At 73.5% G+C, this 14,383-nt stretch carries 13 protein-coding genes; 5 read left to right on the top strand and 8 right to left on the bottom strand.

The window, feature by feature from the left end:
- Positions 1-109 precede the first annotated feature (109 nt).
- The 5 genes from ACI79E_RS21730 to ACI79E_RS21710 all read right to left on the bottom strand — a co-directional run bounded on the left by ACI79E_RS21730 (position 110) and on the right by ACI79E_RS21710 (position 4,769).
- Positions 110-529 (bottom strand): DUF7712 family protein, encoded by a 420-nt coding sequence (locus tag ACI79E_RS21730; protein WP_456934660.1) that lies wholly within the window; start codon positions 527-529, stop codon positions 110-112.
- Positions 530-647: 118 nt separating this feature from the next.
- A complete protein-coding gene (locus tag ACI79E_RS21725) occupies positions 648-1,505 on the bottom strand; it encodes an ABC transporter ATP-binding protein (protein ID WP_456934659.1) in 858 nt (285 codons plus the stop codon).
- On the bottom strand, positions 1,502-2,536 hold the full coding sequence (locus ACI79E_RS21720; protein WP_456934658.1) for an ABC transporter ATP-binding protein: 1,035 nt from the start codon (positions 2,534-2,536) through the stop codon (positions 1,502-1,504). The genes ACI79E_RS21725 and ACI79E_RS21720 overlap by 4 nt, the downstream gene beginning before the upstream one ends.
- Positions 2,526-3,524 carry a branched-chain amino acid ABC transporter permease gene (locus ACI79E_RS21715; RefSeq protein WP_456934657.1) on the bottom strand — a complete coding sequence of 333 codons (999 nt, stop codon included), beginning with the start codon at positions 3,522-3,524 and terminating at the stop codon, positions 2,526-2,528. The genes ACI79E_RS21720 and ACI79E_RS21715 overlap by 11 nt, the downstream gene beginning before the upstream one ends.
- A 3-nt stretch (positions 3,525-3,527) precedes the next feature.
- Positions 3,528-4,769, bottom strand: coding sequence for an ABC transporter permease subunit (locus ACI79E_RS21710; protein WP_456934656.1), 1,242 nt, complete (start codon positions 4,767-4,769; stop codon positions 3,528-3,530).
- A gap of 361 nt (positions 4,770-5,130) precedes the next feature.
- On the opposite strand from ACI79E_RS21710, the gene ACI79E_RS21705 reads away from it, so the two are divergent.
- A complete protein-coding gene (locus tag ACI79E_RS21705) occupies positions 5,131-5,694 on the top strand; it encodes a GNAT family N-acetyltransferase (protein WP_456934655.1) in 564 nt (187 codons plus the stop codon).
- 12 nt (positions 5,695-5,706) lie between these two features.
- Here ACI79E_RS21705 and ACI79E_RS21700 read toward each other — a convergent pair whose 3' ends face one another.
- Positions 5,707-6,117 (bottom strand): PaaI family thioesterase, encoded by a 411-nt coding sequence (locus ACI79E_RS21700; RefSeq protein ID WP_456934654.1) that lies wholly within the window; start codon positions 6,115-6,117, stop codon positions 5,707-5,709.
- Between the two features lie 92 nt (positions 6,118-6,209).
- On the opposite strand from ACI79E_RS21700, the gene polA reads away from it, so the two are divergent.
- Together polA and ACI79E_RS21690 are read left to right on the top strand one after the other, a co-directional pair.
- Positions 6,210-8,951: a DNA polymerase I gene (gene polA / locus ACI79E_RS21695; RefSeq protein ID WP_456934653.1), complete on the top strand. Its 2,742-nt coding sequence runs from the start codon at positions 6,210-6,212 to the stop codon at positions 8,949-8,951.
- Positions 8,952-9,079: 128 nt separating this feature from the next.
- Positions 9,080-10,279, top strand: coding sequence for an FAD-dependent monooxygenase (locus tag ACI79E_RS21690; protein WP_456934652.1), 1,200 nt, complete (start codon positions 9,080-9,082; stop codon positions 10,277-10,279).
- Between the two features lie 41 nt (positions 10,280-10,320).
- On the opposite strand, the gene ACI79E_RS21685 is transcribed toward ACI79E_RS21690, so the two are convergent.
- Positions 10,321-11,163, bottom strand: coding sequence for a class I SAM-dependent methyltransferase (locus ACI79E_RS21685; protein ID WP_456934651.1), 843 nt, complete (start codon positions 11,161-11,163; stop codon positions 10,321-10,323).
- A gap of 212 nt (positions 11,164-11,375) precedes the next feature.
- Here ACI79E_RS21685 and rpsA point away from each other — a divergent pair, with 212 nt between their 5' ends.
- Positions 11,376-12,836, top strand: a complete 1,461-nt coding sequence (gene rpsA / locus ACI79E_RS21680; RefSeq protein ID WP_456934650.1) for a 30S ribosomal protein S1 — start codon at positions 11,376-11,378, stop codon at positions 12,834-12,836.
- A 305-nt stretch (positions 12,837-13,141) separates the two neighbouring features.
- Here rpsA and ACI79E_RS21675 read toward each other — a convergent pair whose 3' ends face one another.
- A complete protein-coding gene (locus ACI79E_RS21675; protein WP_456934649.1) occupies positions 13,142-13,324 on the bottom strand; it encodes a hypothetical protein in 183 nt (60 codons plus the stop codon).
- Positions 13,325-13,558: 234 nt separating this feature from the next.
- On the opposite strand from ACI79E_RS21675, the gene coaE reads away from it, so the two are divergent.
- Positions 13,559-14,155, top strand: a complete 597-nt coding sequence (coaE, locus tag ACI79E_RS21670; protein ID WP_456934648.1) for a dephospho-CoA kinase — start codon at positions 13,559-13,561, stop codon at positions 14,153-14,155.
- The last annotated feature ends 228 nt before the right edge of the window (positions 14,156-14,383 follow it).

The following is a 14,383-nucleotide window of genomic DNA, read 5'->3' as shown; positions in this document are numbered from 1 at the left end:
CCCCCCCCCCCCCCCCCCCCCCCCCCCCCCCCCCCCCCCCCCCCCCCCCCCCCCCCCCCCCCCCCCCCCCCCCCCCCCCCCCCCCCCCCCCCCACTGCGCTGTCCGGGGTCAGCGCTGCAGCCGCTGACCCCGCGGCCGCCAGTCCGAGGGGCGTCCGGTGTGGTTGGAGAACTCCACCGACCACCGCCACCAGCTGTGGTCCTCGGCGTGCTCCCAGGCGGTGAGGACGCCGACCTCGCCGCCGGGCAGCAGGACCGGCAGCCCGTGCAGGGCGGCGTCGGGCCAGACCTCGCTGCGGGTCACCGTCGCGCCGTCCAGCCGCAGCAGGGTGATGGGGGAGTAGTCGCCGTCCCGGTCGGCGTCGGCCCGTAGGACGACGGTGTCGTCCTCGGCGACCACCTCGACCTGCAGCCGGGCGGGTGCGGCGTGCACGAGCACGCGGGTGAAGCCGCCGGCGGTGGTGGCGCGGGCGAACTCGAGGCCGTTCATCCCGCCGTCGCGGGAACGCAGGCTCCACGTCCAGTTCATGCCGGCCCCGTACCCACGCCCGTGACGACGACGGCGCCGGCCCCGCGGAGGGGCCGGCGCCGGTCCGGCCCCGTCCGGGGCCCGCCGCGAGCCTGCGAGCGGTGAGGACGGGGTCCTGTCAGTGCGCCTTGGCCAGGGTGCCCAGGTACAGCTCGATGACCTTCGGGTCGGTCATCAGGTTGCCGCCGGTGTCGGTGTAGGCGTTGCGACCCTGGTCGAGGACGTACCCGCGGTCGCAGATCTGCAGGCAGCGCCGGGCGTTCTGCTCGACCATGATGATCGAGACGCCGGTGGCGTTGATCCGGCGGCAGCGGATGAACACCTCGTCCTGGTAGGCGGGGGAGAGGCCGGCCGAGGGCTCGTCGAGCAGCAGCACCGAGGGGTCCATCATCAGCGCCCGCCCCATGGCGACCATCTGCCGCTCGCCACCGGAGAGCGCACCGGCCTTGCCCTTGCGCCGCTCGCCGAGCAGCGGGAACAGGTCGATGACGTAGTCGAAGCGCTCCTTGAACGTCTTGGGCCGCAGGTAGACGCCCATCTGCATGTTCTCCTCGATGGTGAGCGAGGGGAACACGTTGTTGTTCTGCGGCACGTACCCGACCCCGAGGGAGACCAGCCGGTGGGCGGGCGCGGAGGTGATGTCCTCCCCGCGCAGCGTGACCGACCCCGAGCGCACCGGGATCAGCCCGAACAGGGTCTTCAGCAGGGTGGACTTGCCGGCCCCGTTGGGCCCGATGATCCCGACGAGCTCGCCCTCCTGCAGGTAGAAGTCGCAGCCGCGCAGGATGTTGACCCCGGGCACGTAGCCGGCGACGAGGTCGTCGGCCCGCACGAGTGCGCCCTCGGCGAGCCGCACGTGCTCCTCGCGGGTGGCCGCCTTCTCCGCGGGGGAGAGCTCGGTGGTCGTCGAGGCGGCCTGGTCGGCGCGGGTGAGGTCCTCGCCGGATTCGTCGACCTCGAACAGGGGGTCGCTCATCGGTCGGTCCTCTCCTGGGGCGGGACGTCGGAGCTGAGGACGTCGCCGCCCGCGACGTGCTCCTCACGGGCGATCGCGGCCTCGGCCTGGGCGAGGACGCGGTCCTCCTCCTCGACGGTGAGCGGGGCGTCGTGGTGGGCGCCGAGGTAGGCGTCGACGACGGCCTGGTTCTGGCTGATCGACTCCGGCGGCCCCTCGGCGATCACGCGGCCGGCGGCCATGACCACGACCCAGTCGCTGATGTCCCGGACGACGTCCATGTCGTGCTCGACGAAGATGACCGTCATGCCCTCCTCGCGGAGGTCCTTGACGTGGCCGAGCAGGCTCTGGGTCAGCGCCGGATTCACCCCGGCCATCGGCTCGTCGAGCATGACGACCTTGGGGTCGCTCATCAGGGCCCGGGCCATCTCCAGCAGCTTGCGCTGGCCGCCGGACAGGGTGCCGGCGAAGTCGTCCTTCTTGGCGTCGAGCTTGAAGCGCTGGAGCAGGTCCATCGCCTTCTCGGTGTTCGCCCGCTCCTGCGACCGCCAGGTGCCCGGCCACAGGGCGCCGAAGAAGCTCTCGCCCTTCTGCCCCTGGGCGCCGAGCAGCATGTTCTGCAGGACGGTGAGCCGGGACAGCGCCTTGGTGAGCTGGAAGGTGCGGACGACGCCGAGCCGGGCCACCTTGTGCGGGGCGAGGTCGGACAGCGACCGCCCGTCGAAGGTCCAGTTGCCGGTGTTGGGCTGGTCGAAGCCGGTCAGCAGGTTGAACAGCGTGGTCTTGCCGGCTCCGTTGGGCCCGATGAGCCCGGTGATGCCGCCGCGCTGGATCTCCAGGTGGTCGACGGCGACCGCGGTGAGCCCGCCGAACTGACGGGTCACGCCGTCGACGACGACGATCGGGTCGGGCTTGGCGACGCCGACCTCCCAGGGCACGTCCCGCAGGGCGGCCTGGGCCAGGCGGCGCGGTTCGCGCGGGGCACCCGGGCCGAGCGACGCCGCGTGCGCCCCGCTCCCGGCCGGTTCGGTGGGGGTGGGGTCAGCGGGCATCGAGCATCACCTCTCGTCGGTCACCGAAGATGCCTTGTGGCCGGAAGACCAACAACAGCATGAGCCCGAGGCCGACCAGGACGAAGCGGATCTGCGCCACGTCGGTGGAGGTCAGCAGGCCCTCCGGGATGACCCCGTTGTCGATCAGCGCCCGCAGGCCGGCGTCGGCGAACTGCAGGATGAACAGCAGGATCATCCCGCCGATCACCGGGCCCAGCACCCGTGCGGCACCGCCGAGGATGAGGGCGGCGTAGGCGAGGAACGTGTTGGCGTTCTGGTACTGGTCGGGGATCGCCGAGCCGGTGCCGACGGCGTAGACCATCCCGCCGAGGGCGCCGATGATCCCGCCGAGCACCAGGGCCTGCATCTTGTAGACGTAGACGTTCTTGCCCAGCGCGCGGACGGCGTCCTCGTCCTCGCGGATGGACCGGACGACGCGGCCCCACGGGCTGCGCATCAGGGCCCAGATGAGCAGGCAGGACAGGGTCACGAGCAGCCAGCCGACGAAGGCGACCCAGAGCTCACCGCCGGACCAGCTGGTGCCGAGGATGCGGTAGCGCTCGTTGGTGGTCCACGGCGCGAGGGCCAGGAAGTCGCCGTTGAAGGCCGAGATGCCCCGGGTGCCGTTGGTCAGGGGCGTGGCCGACACGGACCGGAAGAGCAGTCGCAGCCCCTCGGCCGCGGCGATGGTCACGATCGCCAGGTAGTCCGCACGCAGCCGCAGCGTGGGCAGGCCCAGCAGCAGGGCGAGGACGACCGCCGCGAGCAGCCCGACGGCCACCCCCACCCAGAAGTCCAGCCCCCACTTGGTGACCGAGATGGCGATGCCGAACCCGCCGAGCATGGCGAAGGCGATCTGCCCGAAGTTCAGCAGGCCGGTGTAGCCGAACTGCACGTTGATGCCGACGGCCAGCAGGACGAAGAAGATCGCCTGGAAGCCCAGTGCCGCCTTGCCGGCGACCGCGAGGGCGTCGATCACTTCACTCATGGGTCAGCCCACCCGGACGCGGCTGCCCAGGATCCCCTGGGGCCGGATGACGAGGATGACGATCAGCAGGAGCAGCCCGCCGACGTACTTGACGTCGTTCGGGATGACGAGGGTCGACATCTGGACGAAGACGCCGACGACCAGGCTGCCCAGGAGCGCGCCGTAGGCGGTCCCGAGGCCGCCGAGGGTGACGCCGGCGAACATGAGCAGCAGCAGGCGGAAGCCCATGTCCCACTGCACCTGGTCGGACAGCCCGAGCAGCACGCCACCGAGCGCGGCCAGCGCGCCACCCATCATCCAGACGACGAGGATGACCCGGTTGACGTCGATGCCGGAGGAGGCGGCGAGGTCCCGGTTGTCGGCGACCGCGCGCATCGCCTTGCCGATCTTCGTGCGCTGCAGCATGAGCGCGACGAGCAGCAGCACGACGACCGAGATGACCACCGAGGTCAGGTCCGCGCCGGTCATGCGGAACAGGCCGTAGTCGACCGCTCGGCCGCCCCCGATGCCCTGGTAGGCGTTGGACCGGCCGCCGTAGACCAGCTGGATGAGGTAGCGCAGCAGCAGCGACAGGCCGATCGACACGACCAGCGCCGCGATGAGACCGGTGCCCCGGCGGCGCAGCGGGCGCCACAGGCCGAGTTCGTTGAGGGCGCCCACCGCGGCTCCCACGAGCATCGCGATCAACGCCGCCGGGACGAGCGGGACGCCGCCCTGGACGTTGATGAACCAGGCCACCACCGCGCCGATGGTGACCAGCTCGCCGTGGGCGAAGTTGGTCAGGCCCGTCGTCCCGAAGATCAGGGACAGGCCGACGGCGCACATGGCGATCAGCAGGCCGAACCGGATGCCGTCGACGAGCAGCTGGACGGCGCGGACGGTGCCGCCGCCGCCCTCCCGGCTGCCGTCGTTGAGGCCGATGATCGCCGCCTGCCGACGGCCCTCCTCGACGGTCACGGTGCGGCTGTCCTCACCGGAGAGCACCACGCCGTCGGGCAGGTCGTCGGCGTCGATGGAGACCACGTACTCACCGGGGCCGGGGAGGTCGACCTCCCAGCGGCCCTGCTCGTCGGTCTCGACGGCGTCGACCTCCTCGCCGTCGGCCGCGGTGACGGTCACCTCGATGCCCTCGATGGGGCCGCTGCGGCTGGTCTGCAGCGTGCCTGCCAGCTGCTCGCCCTCCGCCTGTGCGGTGCCGGGGACGAACAGGGCGAGCCCGAGCCCGAACGCGGCGACGAGGAGCACCCGGACGAGGGTGGCGCGGCGGGCACCGGGGTGCGGGCGGGCCGCGGGGCCGGTGGCTCCCGGTCGTCGACCACGTCGTCGGACGCGGCCTGGAGCGTGCGTCACTCGACCTCCTAGGCGTGTGAGTGAGGGGGGGACCGTAACTCAGCGCTGTTCCGGGCTGCGGTCCTCGACGCGAGCTGTGACCTTTCCGCGACACGCCGCTCCTGTCACCTCCGTCCCAGCGGCGGCGCGCCGACGTGACGGGGGGACACCGGGCGGGCACTCTCTGACCACCGTCCAGGGGAGGGCTCCTGTGTCAGGAACAGGTTCGCGGTCCCACGTCACGACGCGCCCGGCGCGTCCCGACGACCTGCCCGCCGTGCTCACCCTGGTGCGCCAGCACCGGGCCGAGGCCCACGCCGAGGGCGTGCTGACCGGTCAGACCCCCGGGGCGGCCGCGGCGACGGGGTTCCGCCGGCTGTTGGCCGATCCCGCCCACCGGGTGGCCCTGGCGGTGCTGCCCGCCCCCGACGCCTGCGACGGCGAGCTGGTGGTGGGGCTGGCGATCCTCGGGCTGGACCCGCTGTCGATGGTCCTCGGCGTCCCGCAGGTGACCGTCGACAACCTCGTGGTGCACCGCGAGCACCGGCGCCGGGGCGCGGGTGCCGCCCTGCTGGGGGCCGCGGTCGCCTACGCCTCGGAGGTCGGCGCCGAGCACGTGGTCGCCGCGGTCGGCGGGCACGAGGCCGAGCGGCAGCGGTTCTTCGCGCGGATGGGCTTCGCGCCGCTCACCACCCGGCGGATCGTGCCCCGCGAGACCCTGGCCCGGTCGCTGGCCACCTGGCAGCGCGGTGGGGTGACCATCCCGACGCCGCGGCGCCCGCCGGTGCGCCGCCGCCCGGTCGCCCGGATCCTCCCCGTGGTGGGCGCGGCGGAGAGCTGACCGGGCTCCGCGTCAGGCGCGGGCGTCGGAGAGCATGCAGGTCAGCCGGGCGGTCGCCGTCGGCCGGCCCTGCTCGTCGCTGACCTCGACCCGGAAGGTGGCCAGGGTGCGGCCACGGCGGACCGGCGTGGCCACGGCGGTCACGGTCCCGCCGGTCGCCGCCCGCAGGTAGCTGACGTTCAGCTCGACCCCCACGCACCGGCGGCCCGGGCCGGCGCCCAGCGCCGCGGCCCAGGAGCCCACCGTCTCCACGAGCGCGCAGGTGGCGCCGCCGTGCAGCAGCCCCGCCGGCTGCTGGTTGCCCTCGACCGGCATGGTGGCCACCAGGTGGTCGGGGTCGTAGTCGGCGATCTCGATGCCCAGCTTCTCGTCCAGCGGGCTGGTGAAGGCGGCGGGCAGCCAGTCGGGGCGGGCGAGGGTCACCCGGGCACGGTAACCAGCGCCCGCACCCCGCCCCGCCGGGGGCCCCGTCGCCGCGGGGGCGGTGTCGGCGGGCGCACCTAGGATCGGCAGTGATGTCCGCTCCGGTCTCCGCCCCCGCGTCCACCGCCGTCCCGACCGCTGGTGGGCCGCGCCCTCGGCTGCTGCTGCTCGACGGGCACTCCCTGGCCTACCGCGCCTTCTTCGCGCTGCCCGTGGAGAACTTCTCCACGACCACGGGGCAGCCCACCAACGCGGTCTACGGCTTCACCTCGATGCTGATCAACATCCTGCGCGACGAGCAGCCGTCGCACCTGGCGGTGGCCTTCGACGTCGGGCGCAAGACGTTCCGCAGCGAGATCTACGCCGAGTACAAGGCCAACCGGGCCGAGAGCCCGACGGACTTCCGCGGTCAGGTGAGCCTGATCCAGGAGGTGCTGGGCGCCCTGCGCGTCCCGGTCATCACCGCGGAGGGCTTCGAGGCCGACGACGTCATCGCCACGCTCACCGTGCAGGCCGTCGAGCAGGGCATGGACGTGCTCATCGCCACCGGCGACCGCGACGCCCTGCAGCTGGTCAACGAGCACGTCACCGTGCTGTACCCGCGCAAGGGCGTCTCCGACCTCACCCGGTTCACCCCCGAGGAGGTCGAGGCCAAGTACGGCCTGTCGCCCGCCCAGTACCCCGACTTCGCCGCGCTGCGCGGAGACCCCAGCGACAACCTCCCCAGCATCCCGAGCGTCGGCGAGAAGACCGCGGCCAAGTGGGTGCGCGAGTACGGCTCCCTCGACGCGCTGGTCGACCAGGTCGACACCGTCAAGGGCAAGGTGGGGGAGAAACTGCGCGAGCACCTGGCCTCGGTGCTGCAGAACCGGCGGCTGACCGAGCTCGACCGCGCCGTCCCGCTCGAGGTGGGCCCGGTCGACCTCGCCGTCCGCGCCTGGGACCGCAACGAGGTGCACACCCTCTTCGACAACCTGCAGTTCCGGGTGCTGCGCGACCGTCTGTTCGCCACGCTCACCAGCGCCGAACCAGAGGTGGAGGGCGGTTTCGACGTCGCCGTCGACGAGGTGCCGGCCGGCGGGCTGGGCGCCTGGCTGGACCAGCACGCGCGCACCGGCCGCACCGGCGTCATCTTCCGGGGCACGTGGGGGCGCGGCACCGGGGAGCTGTCCGGCATCGCCCTGGCCGCCGCCGACGACAGCGCCACCTTCGTCGACCTCGGCCCCGCCCTCGACGTGGCCGACGAGCAGGCCCTGGCCGCCTGGCTGGCCGACCCGGCGGCCCCGAAGGTCGTCCACGAGGTGAAGGGCCCGCTGCTGGCGGTCTGGGCGCGCGGCTGGGAGCTCGAGGGCGTGGTCAGCGACACCGCGCTGGCGGCCTACCTGGCCCTGCCGGGGCAGCGGTCCTTCGACCTCGGCGACCTCGCGGTCCGCTACCTGCGGCGGGAGCTCAAGGACACCGCCGAGCCCGAGGAGCAGCTGACCCTCGACGGGATGGGCCCGTCGGAGGACGACGTCGCCCGGGAGGCCGCGCACGCCGACGTCCTCAAGGCCGTGGCGGTCAACGACCTCTCCGACGCGCTGGAGTCGGTGCTCGGCCAGCGCGGCGGGGACGCCCTGCTGGGCGCCATCGAGCTGCCGCTGACCCGCGTGCTCGCCGCCATGGAGTACCGCGGCATCGCCGCGGACCTGGAGTTCCTGCAGGAGCTGCAGCGGGAGTTCGCCGAGGGCGTCTCCGCGGCGGCCGCCGAGTGCTACGCCGTCATCGGCCGCGAGGTGAACCTGGGCTCGCCCAAGCAGCTGCAGGCGGTGCTCTTCGACGAGCTGGGCCTGCCGAAGACCAAGAAGATCAAGTCCGGCTACACGACCGACGCGGACGCGCTGACCTGGCTGCTGGCGCAGACCGGCCACCCGTTCCTCGAGCACCTGCTGCGCCACCGCGACGTCACCCGGCTGCGCACCGTCATCGACGGGCTCATCCCGATGGTCGACGACGCCGGGCGCATCCACACCACCTTCGGGCAGACGATCGCCGCGACCGGCCGGCTGTCCTCGACCGACCCGAACCTGCAGAACATCCCGATCCGCACCGCCGAGGGCCGGCGCATCCGGCAGGCCTTCGTCGTCGGCGCCGGCTACGAGTCGCTGATGACCGCCGACTACAGCCAGATCGAGATGCGGATCATGGCGCACCTCTCCGGTGACGAGGGCCTGATCGAGGCGTTCACCTCGGGGGAGGACCTGCACTCCTTCGTCGCCGCCCGGGCGTTCAACATCCCGATCGAGGACGTCGACCCGGAGATGCGCCGCCGGATCAAGGCGATGAGCTACGGCCTGGCCTACGGCCTGAGCGCGTACGGACTCTCGCAGCAGCTGCGCATCTCCACCGAGGAGGCGCGCGAGCAGATGCACGCCTACTTCGAGCGGTTCGGCGGCATCCGCGACTACCTGGACAGCGTGGTCGAGGAGGCGCGGCTGTCCGGCTACACCGAGACGACGCTGGGCCGGCGCCGCTACCTGCCCGACCTGACCAGCGACAACCGCCAGCGCCGCGAGATGGCCGAGCGGATGGCGCTCAACGCCCCGATCCAGGGCTCGGCGGCCGACGTCATCAAGGTCGCCATGCTGAACGTGGAGAAGGCGATCACGGCGGGGGGCCTGCGCTCGCGGATGCTGCTGCAGGTGCACGACGAGCTCGTGCTCGAGGTCGCGCCCGGGGAGCGGGAGGCGCTGGAGGCGCTGGTCCGCCGCGAGATGGCCGGGGCCGCGCAGCTGTCGGTGCCGCTGGAGGTCTCGGTCGGCTTCGGCGCGAGCTGGGACGCCGCCGCCCACTGACGAAGGCCCCTCTGCCCCCGCTGCTCGCCCGGGCCCCTGTCCGAGGGGCGGGACGCGGGGGAGAGGGCCTCTTCCGGCTGGCGGATCACCGCCTTGCCGCCGGCCCGGCCGGCCGCCACGTTCGGGGCGTGACCGACGACACGGTGCTGGTGGTGGGTGCCGGACCGGTGGGCATCCTCAACGCCCTCGGGCTGGCGCGCGCGGGCATCCCCGTGACCGTCCTCGACCGCGCGGCCGACGTGGTCATGTCGCCCCGCGCGGCCGCCTACCACTGGGCGGTGCTCGAGGGCCTGGACCGGCTGGGCGTCTACGAGCAGGCCGCCGCCCAGGGCTTCCTCAAGCAGGACTACGAGTACCGGGCGCACCGGACGGGGGAGCGGGTCCGCTTCGGGCTCCAGCCACTGGAGGGCGTCGTCCCCCGGCCCTACAACCTGCACCTCGGCCAGGGCGCGCTGGTCCGCCTGGTGCTGGCGGAACTGGCCGCGTACGACTCGGCCACGGTGCTGTGGCAGCACGACGTGGTCGAGGTCGGCCAGGACGACACCGGGGTCACCGTCGTCGCCGAGACACCGGAGGGGCGCCGGTCGCTGCGGGCCGGCTGGCTGATCGGGGCCGACGGCGCCCGCAGCGGCGTACGCCGGGCCCTGGGCATCGACTTCGAGGGCTTCACCTGGCCCGAGCGCTTCGTGGCGACCAACGTCCGGTACCCGTTCCAGGACGCCGGCTTCGCGCAGACGACCTTCGTCGTCGACGACGAGTACGGCGCCGTGATCGCCAAGCTCGACGACTCCCACGGCGGCGGCGTGTGGCGGTACACCTACTGCGAGGACGACGCTCTCCCCGAGGAGAGCGTGCTGGACCGCATGCCGCGCTTCTTCGCCGCGGTCCTGGGGGACGGCGACGGCCCCGAGCTGGTCGAGTACGCGCCGTACCGGATGCACCAGCGTGCCGCGACCCGCTTCCGCGAGGGGCGGGTGCTGCTGGCCGGGGACGCCGCCCACGTGACCAACCCGACCGGCGGGCTGGGCCTGACCGGCGGCCTGTTCGACACCTTCGTCCTGCAGGAGGCGCTGGCCGCGGTGATCCGGCGGCAGGCCGACGAGTCGGTGCTCGACGCGTACGCCGCCGAGCGGCGCCGGGTGTTCGTCGAGCTGGTCAGTCCGACCGCGTCGGCCATCAAGCGCTCGATCTACCACGCGGCGCACCCGGACGGCGTGGAGCAGACGATGGCCGGGCTGCGCCGGCTCCAGCACGACCGGGACGCCCTCCTGGAGCGGCTGATGCTGACCAAGCGGATGGAGACGCCGTCCCTCGTCGGGGCGCGGTGAGCGGCCCATCCCTCACCCTCCACCCGAGGTCGAGGGTGGGGTCAGGGCCTCCTGCAGACCAGGACGAGCGTGCCCGGGACCAGAGCCCCGCGGGCCGGTGACCACTGGCCCCACTCCTGCTCGCGGCCGGGCGTCCACTCCGGCTCGAGGAGGTCGTCGAGCACCAGGCCCGCCCCCACCACCGCGCGCACCCAGTCGCCGACCGTCCGGTGGTGCTCGACGTAGACCGCGCGGCCGTCGTCGTCGGTCTCCACGTACGGGGTGCGGTCGAAGTAGGAGGAGGTGACCTGCAGGTCCTCGGGGTCCGGGGAGTCGGGGAACGGCCAGCGCATCGGGTGGTTCACCGACGCGACGAACCGCCCGCCCGGGCGCAGCACCCGCGCGACCTCCGCGAGCGCACCGCCGACGTCGGCGACGAACGGCAGGCCCCCGAACGCCGAACAGGCCAGGTCCACGCTCGCGTCGGTCAGCGGCAGCGCGCCGACGTCGGCCTGGACCAGGGGGACCGCGACCCCGGAGCCGCGGTTGAGCTCGGCGGCCCGGGCCAGCATCCCGGCGGACAGGTCCAGGGCGACGACGTCGGCGCCCGCGCGGCGCAGCCACCGCGCGCACGGCGCCGAACCGCAGCCGACCTCGAGCACGCGCCGGCCGGTGACGTCCCCCAGCAGGTGCGCCTCGCTCTCCCGCAGCCCCTCGGGGCACCACAGGAAGTCGACGTCACCGAGGTCGTCGCCGTGCTCGGCGAGGTAGGCGGGGGCGGCGGCGTCCCACCACCGGCGGTTGGCGCGGACCGACTCCGTGCCGCCGACCGGGCGACGGGTCACCCCGCCCGGCGCGGGGTAGCCGTCGGCGGCCAGGGGCAGGGGCGGGGGAGAGGGCTGCATGACCCGCCGATCGTGACACGCCGGACGGGCGGCGACCGGGTGCCCACCCAGGTGGACCCGGGACGCCGGAGCTACGTACCATGGAGGGTGCGCCAGAGGTCTGTCTGTGCTGTCCCCATCGGGTTCGGCGCGCGCCGGCTCTCCCTGCTCCCCGCGGCACCAGGCCGCGGGTCCCTGTCCCTACGCATCCCCCGTCCGGAGCACTCGACCACATGACCTCCACCCAGGTCCGTCCGAACAGCACCCCGCAGGTCGCGATCAACGACATCGGCACTGCCGAGGACTTCCTCGCGGCGATCGACCAGACGATCAAGTACTTCAACGACGGCGACATCGTCGAAGGCGTCATCGTCAAGGTCGACCGCGACGAGGTGCTGCTGGACATCGGCTACAAGACCGAGGGCGTCATCCCCTCGCGCGAACTCTCCATCAAGCACGACGTCGACCCCAACGAGGTCGTCAGCGTCGGCGACGAGGTGGAAGCCCTCGTCCTCCAGAAGGAGGACAAGGAGGGCCGGCTGATCCTGTCCAAGAAGCGCGCCCAGTACGAGCGCGCCTGGGGCACGATCGAGGCCAAGAAGGAAGCCGACGAGGTCGTCACCGGCACCGTCATCGAGGTCGTCAAGGGCGGTCTCATCCTCGACATCGGCCTGCGCGGGTTCCTCCCCGCCTCGCTGGTCGAGATGCGCCGCGTCCGCGACCTGCAGCCCTACGTGGGCCGCGAGCTCGAGGCCAAGATCATCGAGCTCGACAAGAACCGCAACAACGTCGTCCTCTCCCGTCGCCAGTGGCTGGAGCAGACTCAGTCCGAGGTCCGCAGCGAGTTCCTCAACAAGCTCGCCAAGGGCCAGGTCCGCACCGGCGTGGTCTCCTCGATCGTCAACTTCGGTGCGTTCGTGGACCTGGGCGGCGTCGACGGCCTGGTGCACGTCTCCGAGCTGTCCTGGAAGCACATCGACCACCCGTCCGAGGTCGTCGAGGTCGGCCAGGAGGTCACCGTCGAGGTCCTCGACGTCGACCTGGACCGTGAGCGGGTCTCCCTGTCGCTGAAGGCGACCCAGGAGGACCCGTGGCGTCAGTTCGCCCGGACCCACCAGATCGGTCAGGTCGTGCCCGGCAAGGTCACCAAGCTGGTGCCCTTCGGTGCGTTCGTCCGCGTCGACGAGGGCATCGAGGGCCTGGTCCACATCTCCGAGCTGGCCGAGCGCCACGTGGAGATCCCGGAGCAGGTCGTGCAGGTCGGCGACGAGATCCTCGTCAAGGTCATCGACATCGACCTCGACCGCCGTCGCATCTCGCTGTCCCTCAAGCAGGCCAACGAGGGCGTCATCGGCGACGAGGAGCAGTTCGACCCGGCCGCCTACGGCATGGCCGCCTCGTACGACGAGCAGGGCAACTACATCTACCCCGAGGGCTTCGACCCGGAGACCGGCGAGTGGCTCGAGGGCTACGAGGAGGCCCGCGAGACCTGGGAGCGGCAGTACGCCGAGGCCCAGGCCCGCTTCGAGGCGCACCGCAAGCAGATCGCGGCGGCCAAGGAGGCCGACGCCGAGGCTGCGGCCGGTGGCAACTACTCCAGCGGCGACGTCGAGGTGGGCGACACCTCCGGCGGCACGCTCGCCAGCGACGAGGCGCTCGCGGCCCTGCGGGCCAAGCTGGCCGGCGGCGAGTGATCGCGTCCAGCTGAGCTGGACCGGTGGACGACCGAGGCCCGGGACCCGCGAGGGTCCCGGGCCTCGGCCGTCTCCCCGGGTACGGCTGATCACCGGGGACCGCGGGGTTCCCGGGCTCCGATCGCCGCTCCCGTGAACTGCTGAGGCCCGGGACCCGTGCAGGGTCCCGGGCCTCAGTCGTCCCTCCCATCCCCGTGGAGGGACGAGTCGCAGGATCCCGACGGCGGTCGGGTCCGAGTCGTCCGGTGCGTCGCCCCGCCCGGTCCCCGGCCTCGTGGAGGGTGGGGACCGGGCGAGGCTCTCGCTCAGAGGCTGAGGATGATCGCGAACGCCGTCCGCGGGCGGCCACCGGCGTTGGCCAGGAACTGCCAGGTGTGCCGGCCGGCCGGGGCCGTCGCCGAGAGCCAGCGCATCACGGCGTTCCGGGGGCGGACCGCGGCGGTGCGCTCCAGCCGCTCGCGCACGGCCGGCAGGTCGGTGCACCGCACGCCGGTGGGACGGTCCAGCCGGTGACGGCCGGCGCCCCGACGGGGAGCTGCGGGAGCCGACGACGGAGCGGCGTGTGCGGGTCGGGACATGATCGGTCTGCCTCTCTCGGCGGGGGGAGATCGCCGAGGTCACTGTTGTCCACGGGACGCGTGTGACTGGAGCGACGCGCCGGGCTGGACGGGCGGGTGTTACCTGTCTGTGACCGTTGCCGGGGTGCTGGCTACTGTCCGCACATGCTGCGCATGGGGCTGACCGGTGGGATCGGGTCGGGGAAGAGCACGGTGGCCGGCCTGCTGGCGGCCCGGGGGGCGCGGGTCGTCGACGCCGACCGCATCGCGCGCGAGGTCGTCGAACCGGGGACGCCGGGCCTCGCCGCGGTCGTCGACGCGTTCGGTCCGGAGGTGCTCACCGCCGAGGGGGCCCTCGACCGTCCGGCGCTGGCGGCGGTGGTGTTCGCCGACCCCGCGGCGCGGGCGCGGCTGGACGGCATCGTGCACCCGCTGGTGCGTGCGCGGGCCGCCGAGCTGGTCGCTGCGGCCCCGCCGGACGCCGTCGTGGTCCAGGACGTACCGCTGCTGGTGGAGACCGGTCAGGCGGGCGCCTACGACCTCGTCCTCGTCGTGGAGGCCGACCTGGGGACCCGGGTCGAGCGGCTGGTCCAGCGGGGCCTGAGCGCCGAGGACGCGCGCGCCCGGATAGCGGCGCAGGCCACCGACGAGCAGCGCCGCGCGGTGGCCGACGTCGTCCTGGACAACAGCGGCACCCGCGAGGAGCTCGAGGCGCAGGTCGAGCGCTTCTGGGCCGAGCGCGTGGTGCCGCTGCTGGACTGACGGCGGACGCACCCGGTGTCCGCCGTCACCCCGAGGCTCCGCGGGACGGCGGTTCTGGGCGCTCCGGCGGTGCGGACACGGGCGCCGGGGGGGGGGGGGGGGGGGGGGGGGGGGGGGGGGGGGGGGCGGGCGCCCCCCCCCCCCCCCCCCCCCCCCCCCCCCCCCCCCCCCCCCCCCCCCCCCCCCCCCCCCCCCCCCCCCCCCCCCCCCCCCCCCCCCCCCCCCCCC

The organism is Geodermatophilus sp. SYSU D00079 (assembly GCF_054050635.1).
Note: the sequence above shows the minus strand (reverse complement) of the source record. Positions and strands in the feature narration are given on the sequence as shown.

Excerpts from the sequence above, each read along its gene's own strand:
- ACI79E_RS21730 (WP_456934660.1), bottom strand. The coding sequence starts at position 529 with ATGAACTGGACGTGGAGCCTGCGTTCCCGCGACGGCGGGATGAACGGC.
- ACI79E_RS21725 (WP_456934659.1), bottom strand. The coding sequence starts at position 1,505 with ATGAGCGACCCCCTGTTCGAGGTCGACGAATCCGGCGAGGACCTCACC.
- ACI79E_RS21720 (WP_456934658.1), bottom strand. The coding sequence starts at position 2,536 with ATGCCCGCTGACCCCACCCCCACCGAACCGGCCGGGAGCGGGGCGCAC.
- ACI79E_RS21715 (WP_456934657.1), bottom strand. The coding sequence starts at position 3,524 with ATGAGTGAAGTGATCGACGCCCTCGCGGTCGCCGGCAAGGCGGCACTG.
- polA (WP_456934653.1), top strand. The coding sequence starts at position 6,210 with ATGTCCGCTCCGGTCTCCGCCCCCGCGTCCACCGCCGTCCCGACCGCT.
- ACI79E_RS21685 (WP_456934651.1), bottom strand. The coding sequence starts at position 11,163 with ATGCAGCCCTCTCCCCCGCCCCTGCCCCTGGCCGCCGACGGCTACCCC.
- rpsA (WP_456934650.1), top strand. The coding sequence starts at position 11,376 with ATGACCTCCACCCAGGTCCGTCCGAACAGCACCCCGCAGGTCGCGATC.
- coaE (WP_456934648.1), top strand. The coding sequence starts at position 13,559 with ATGCTGCGCATGGGGCTGACCGGTGGGATCGGGTCGGGGAAGAGCACG.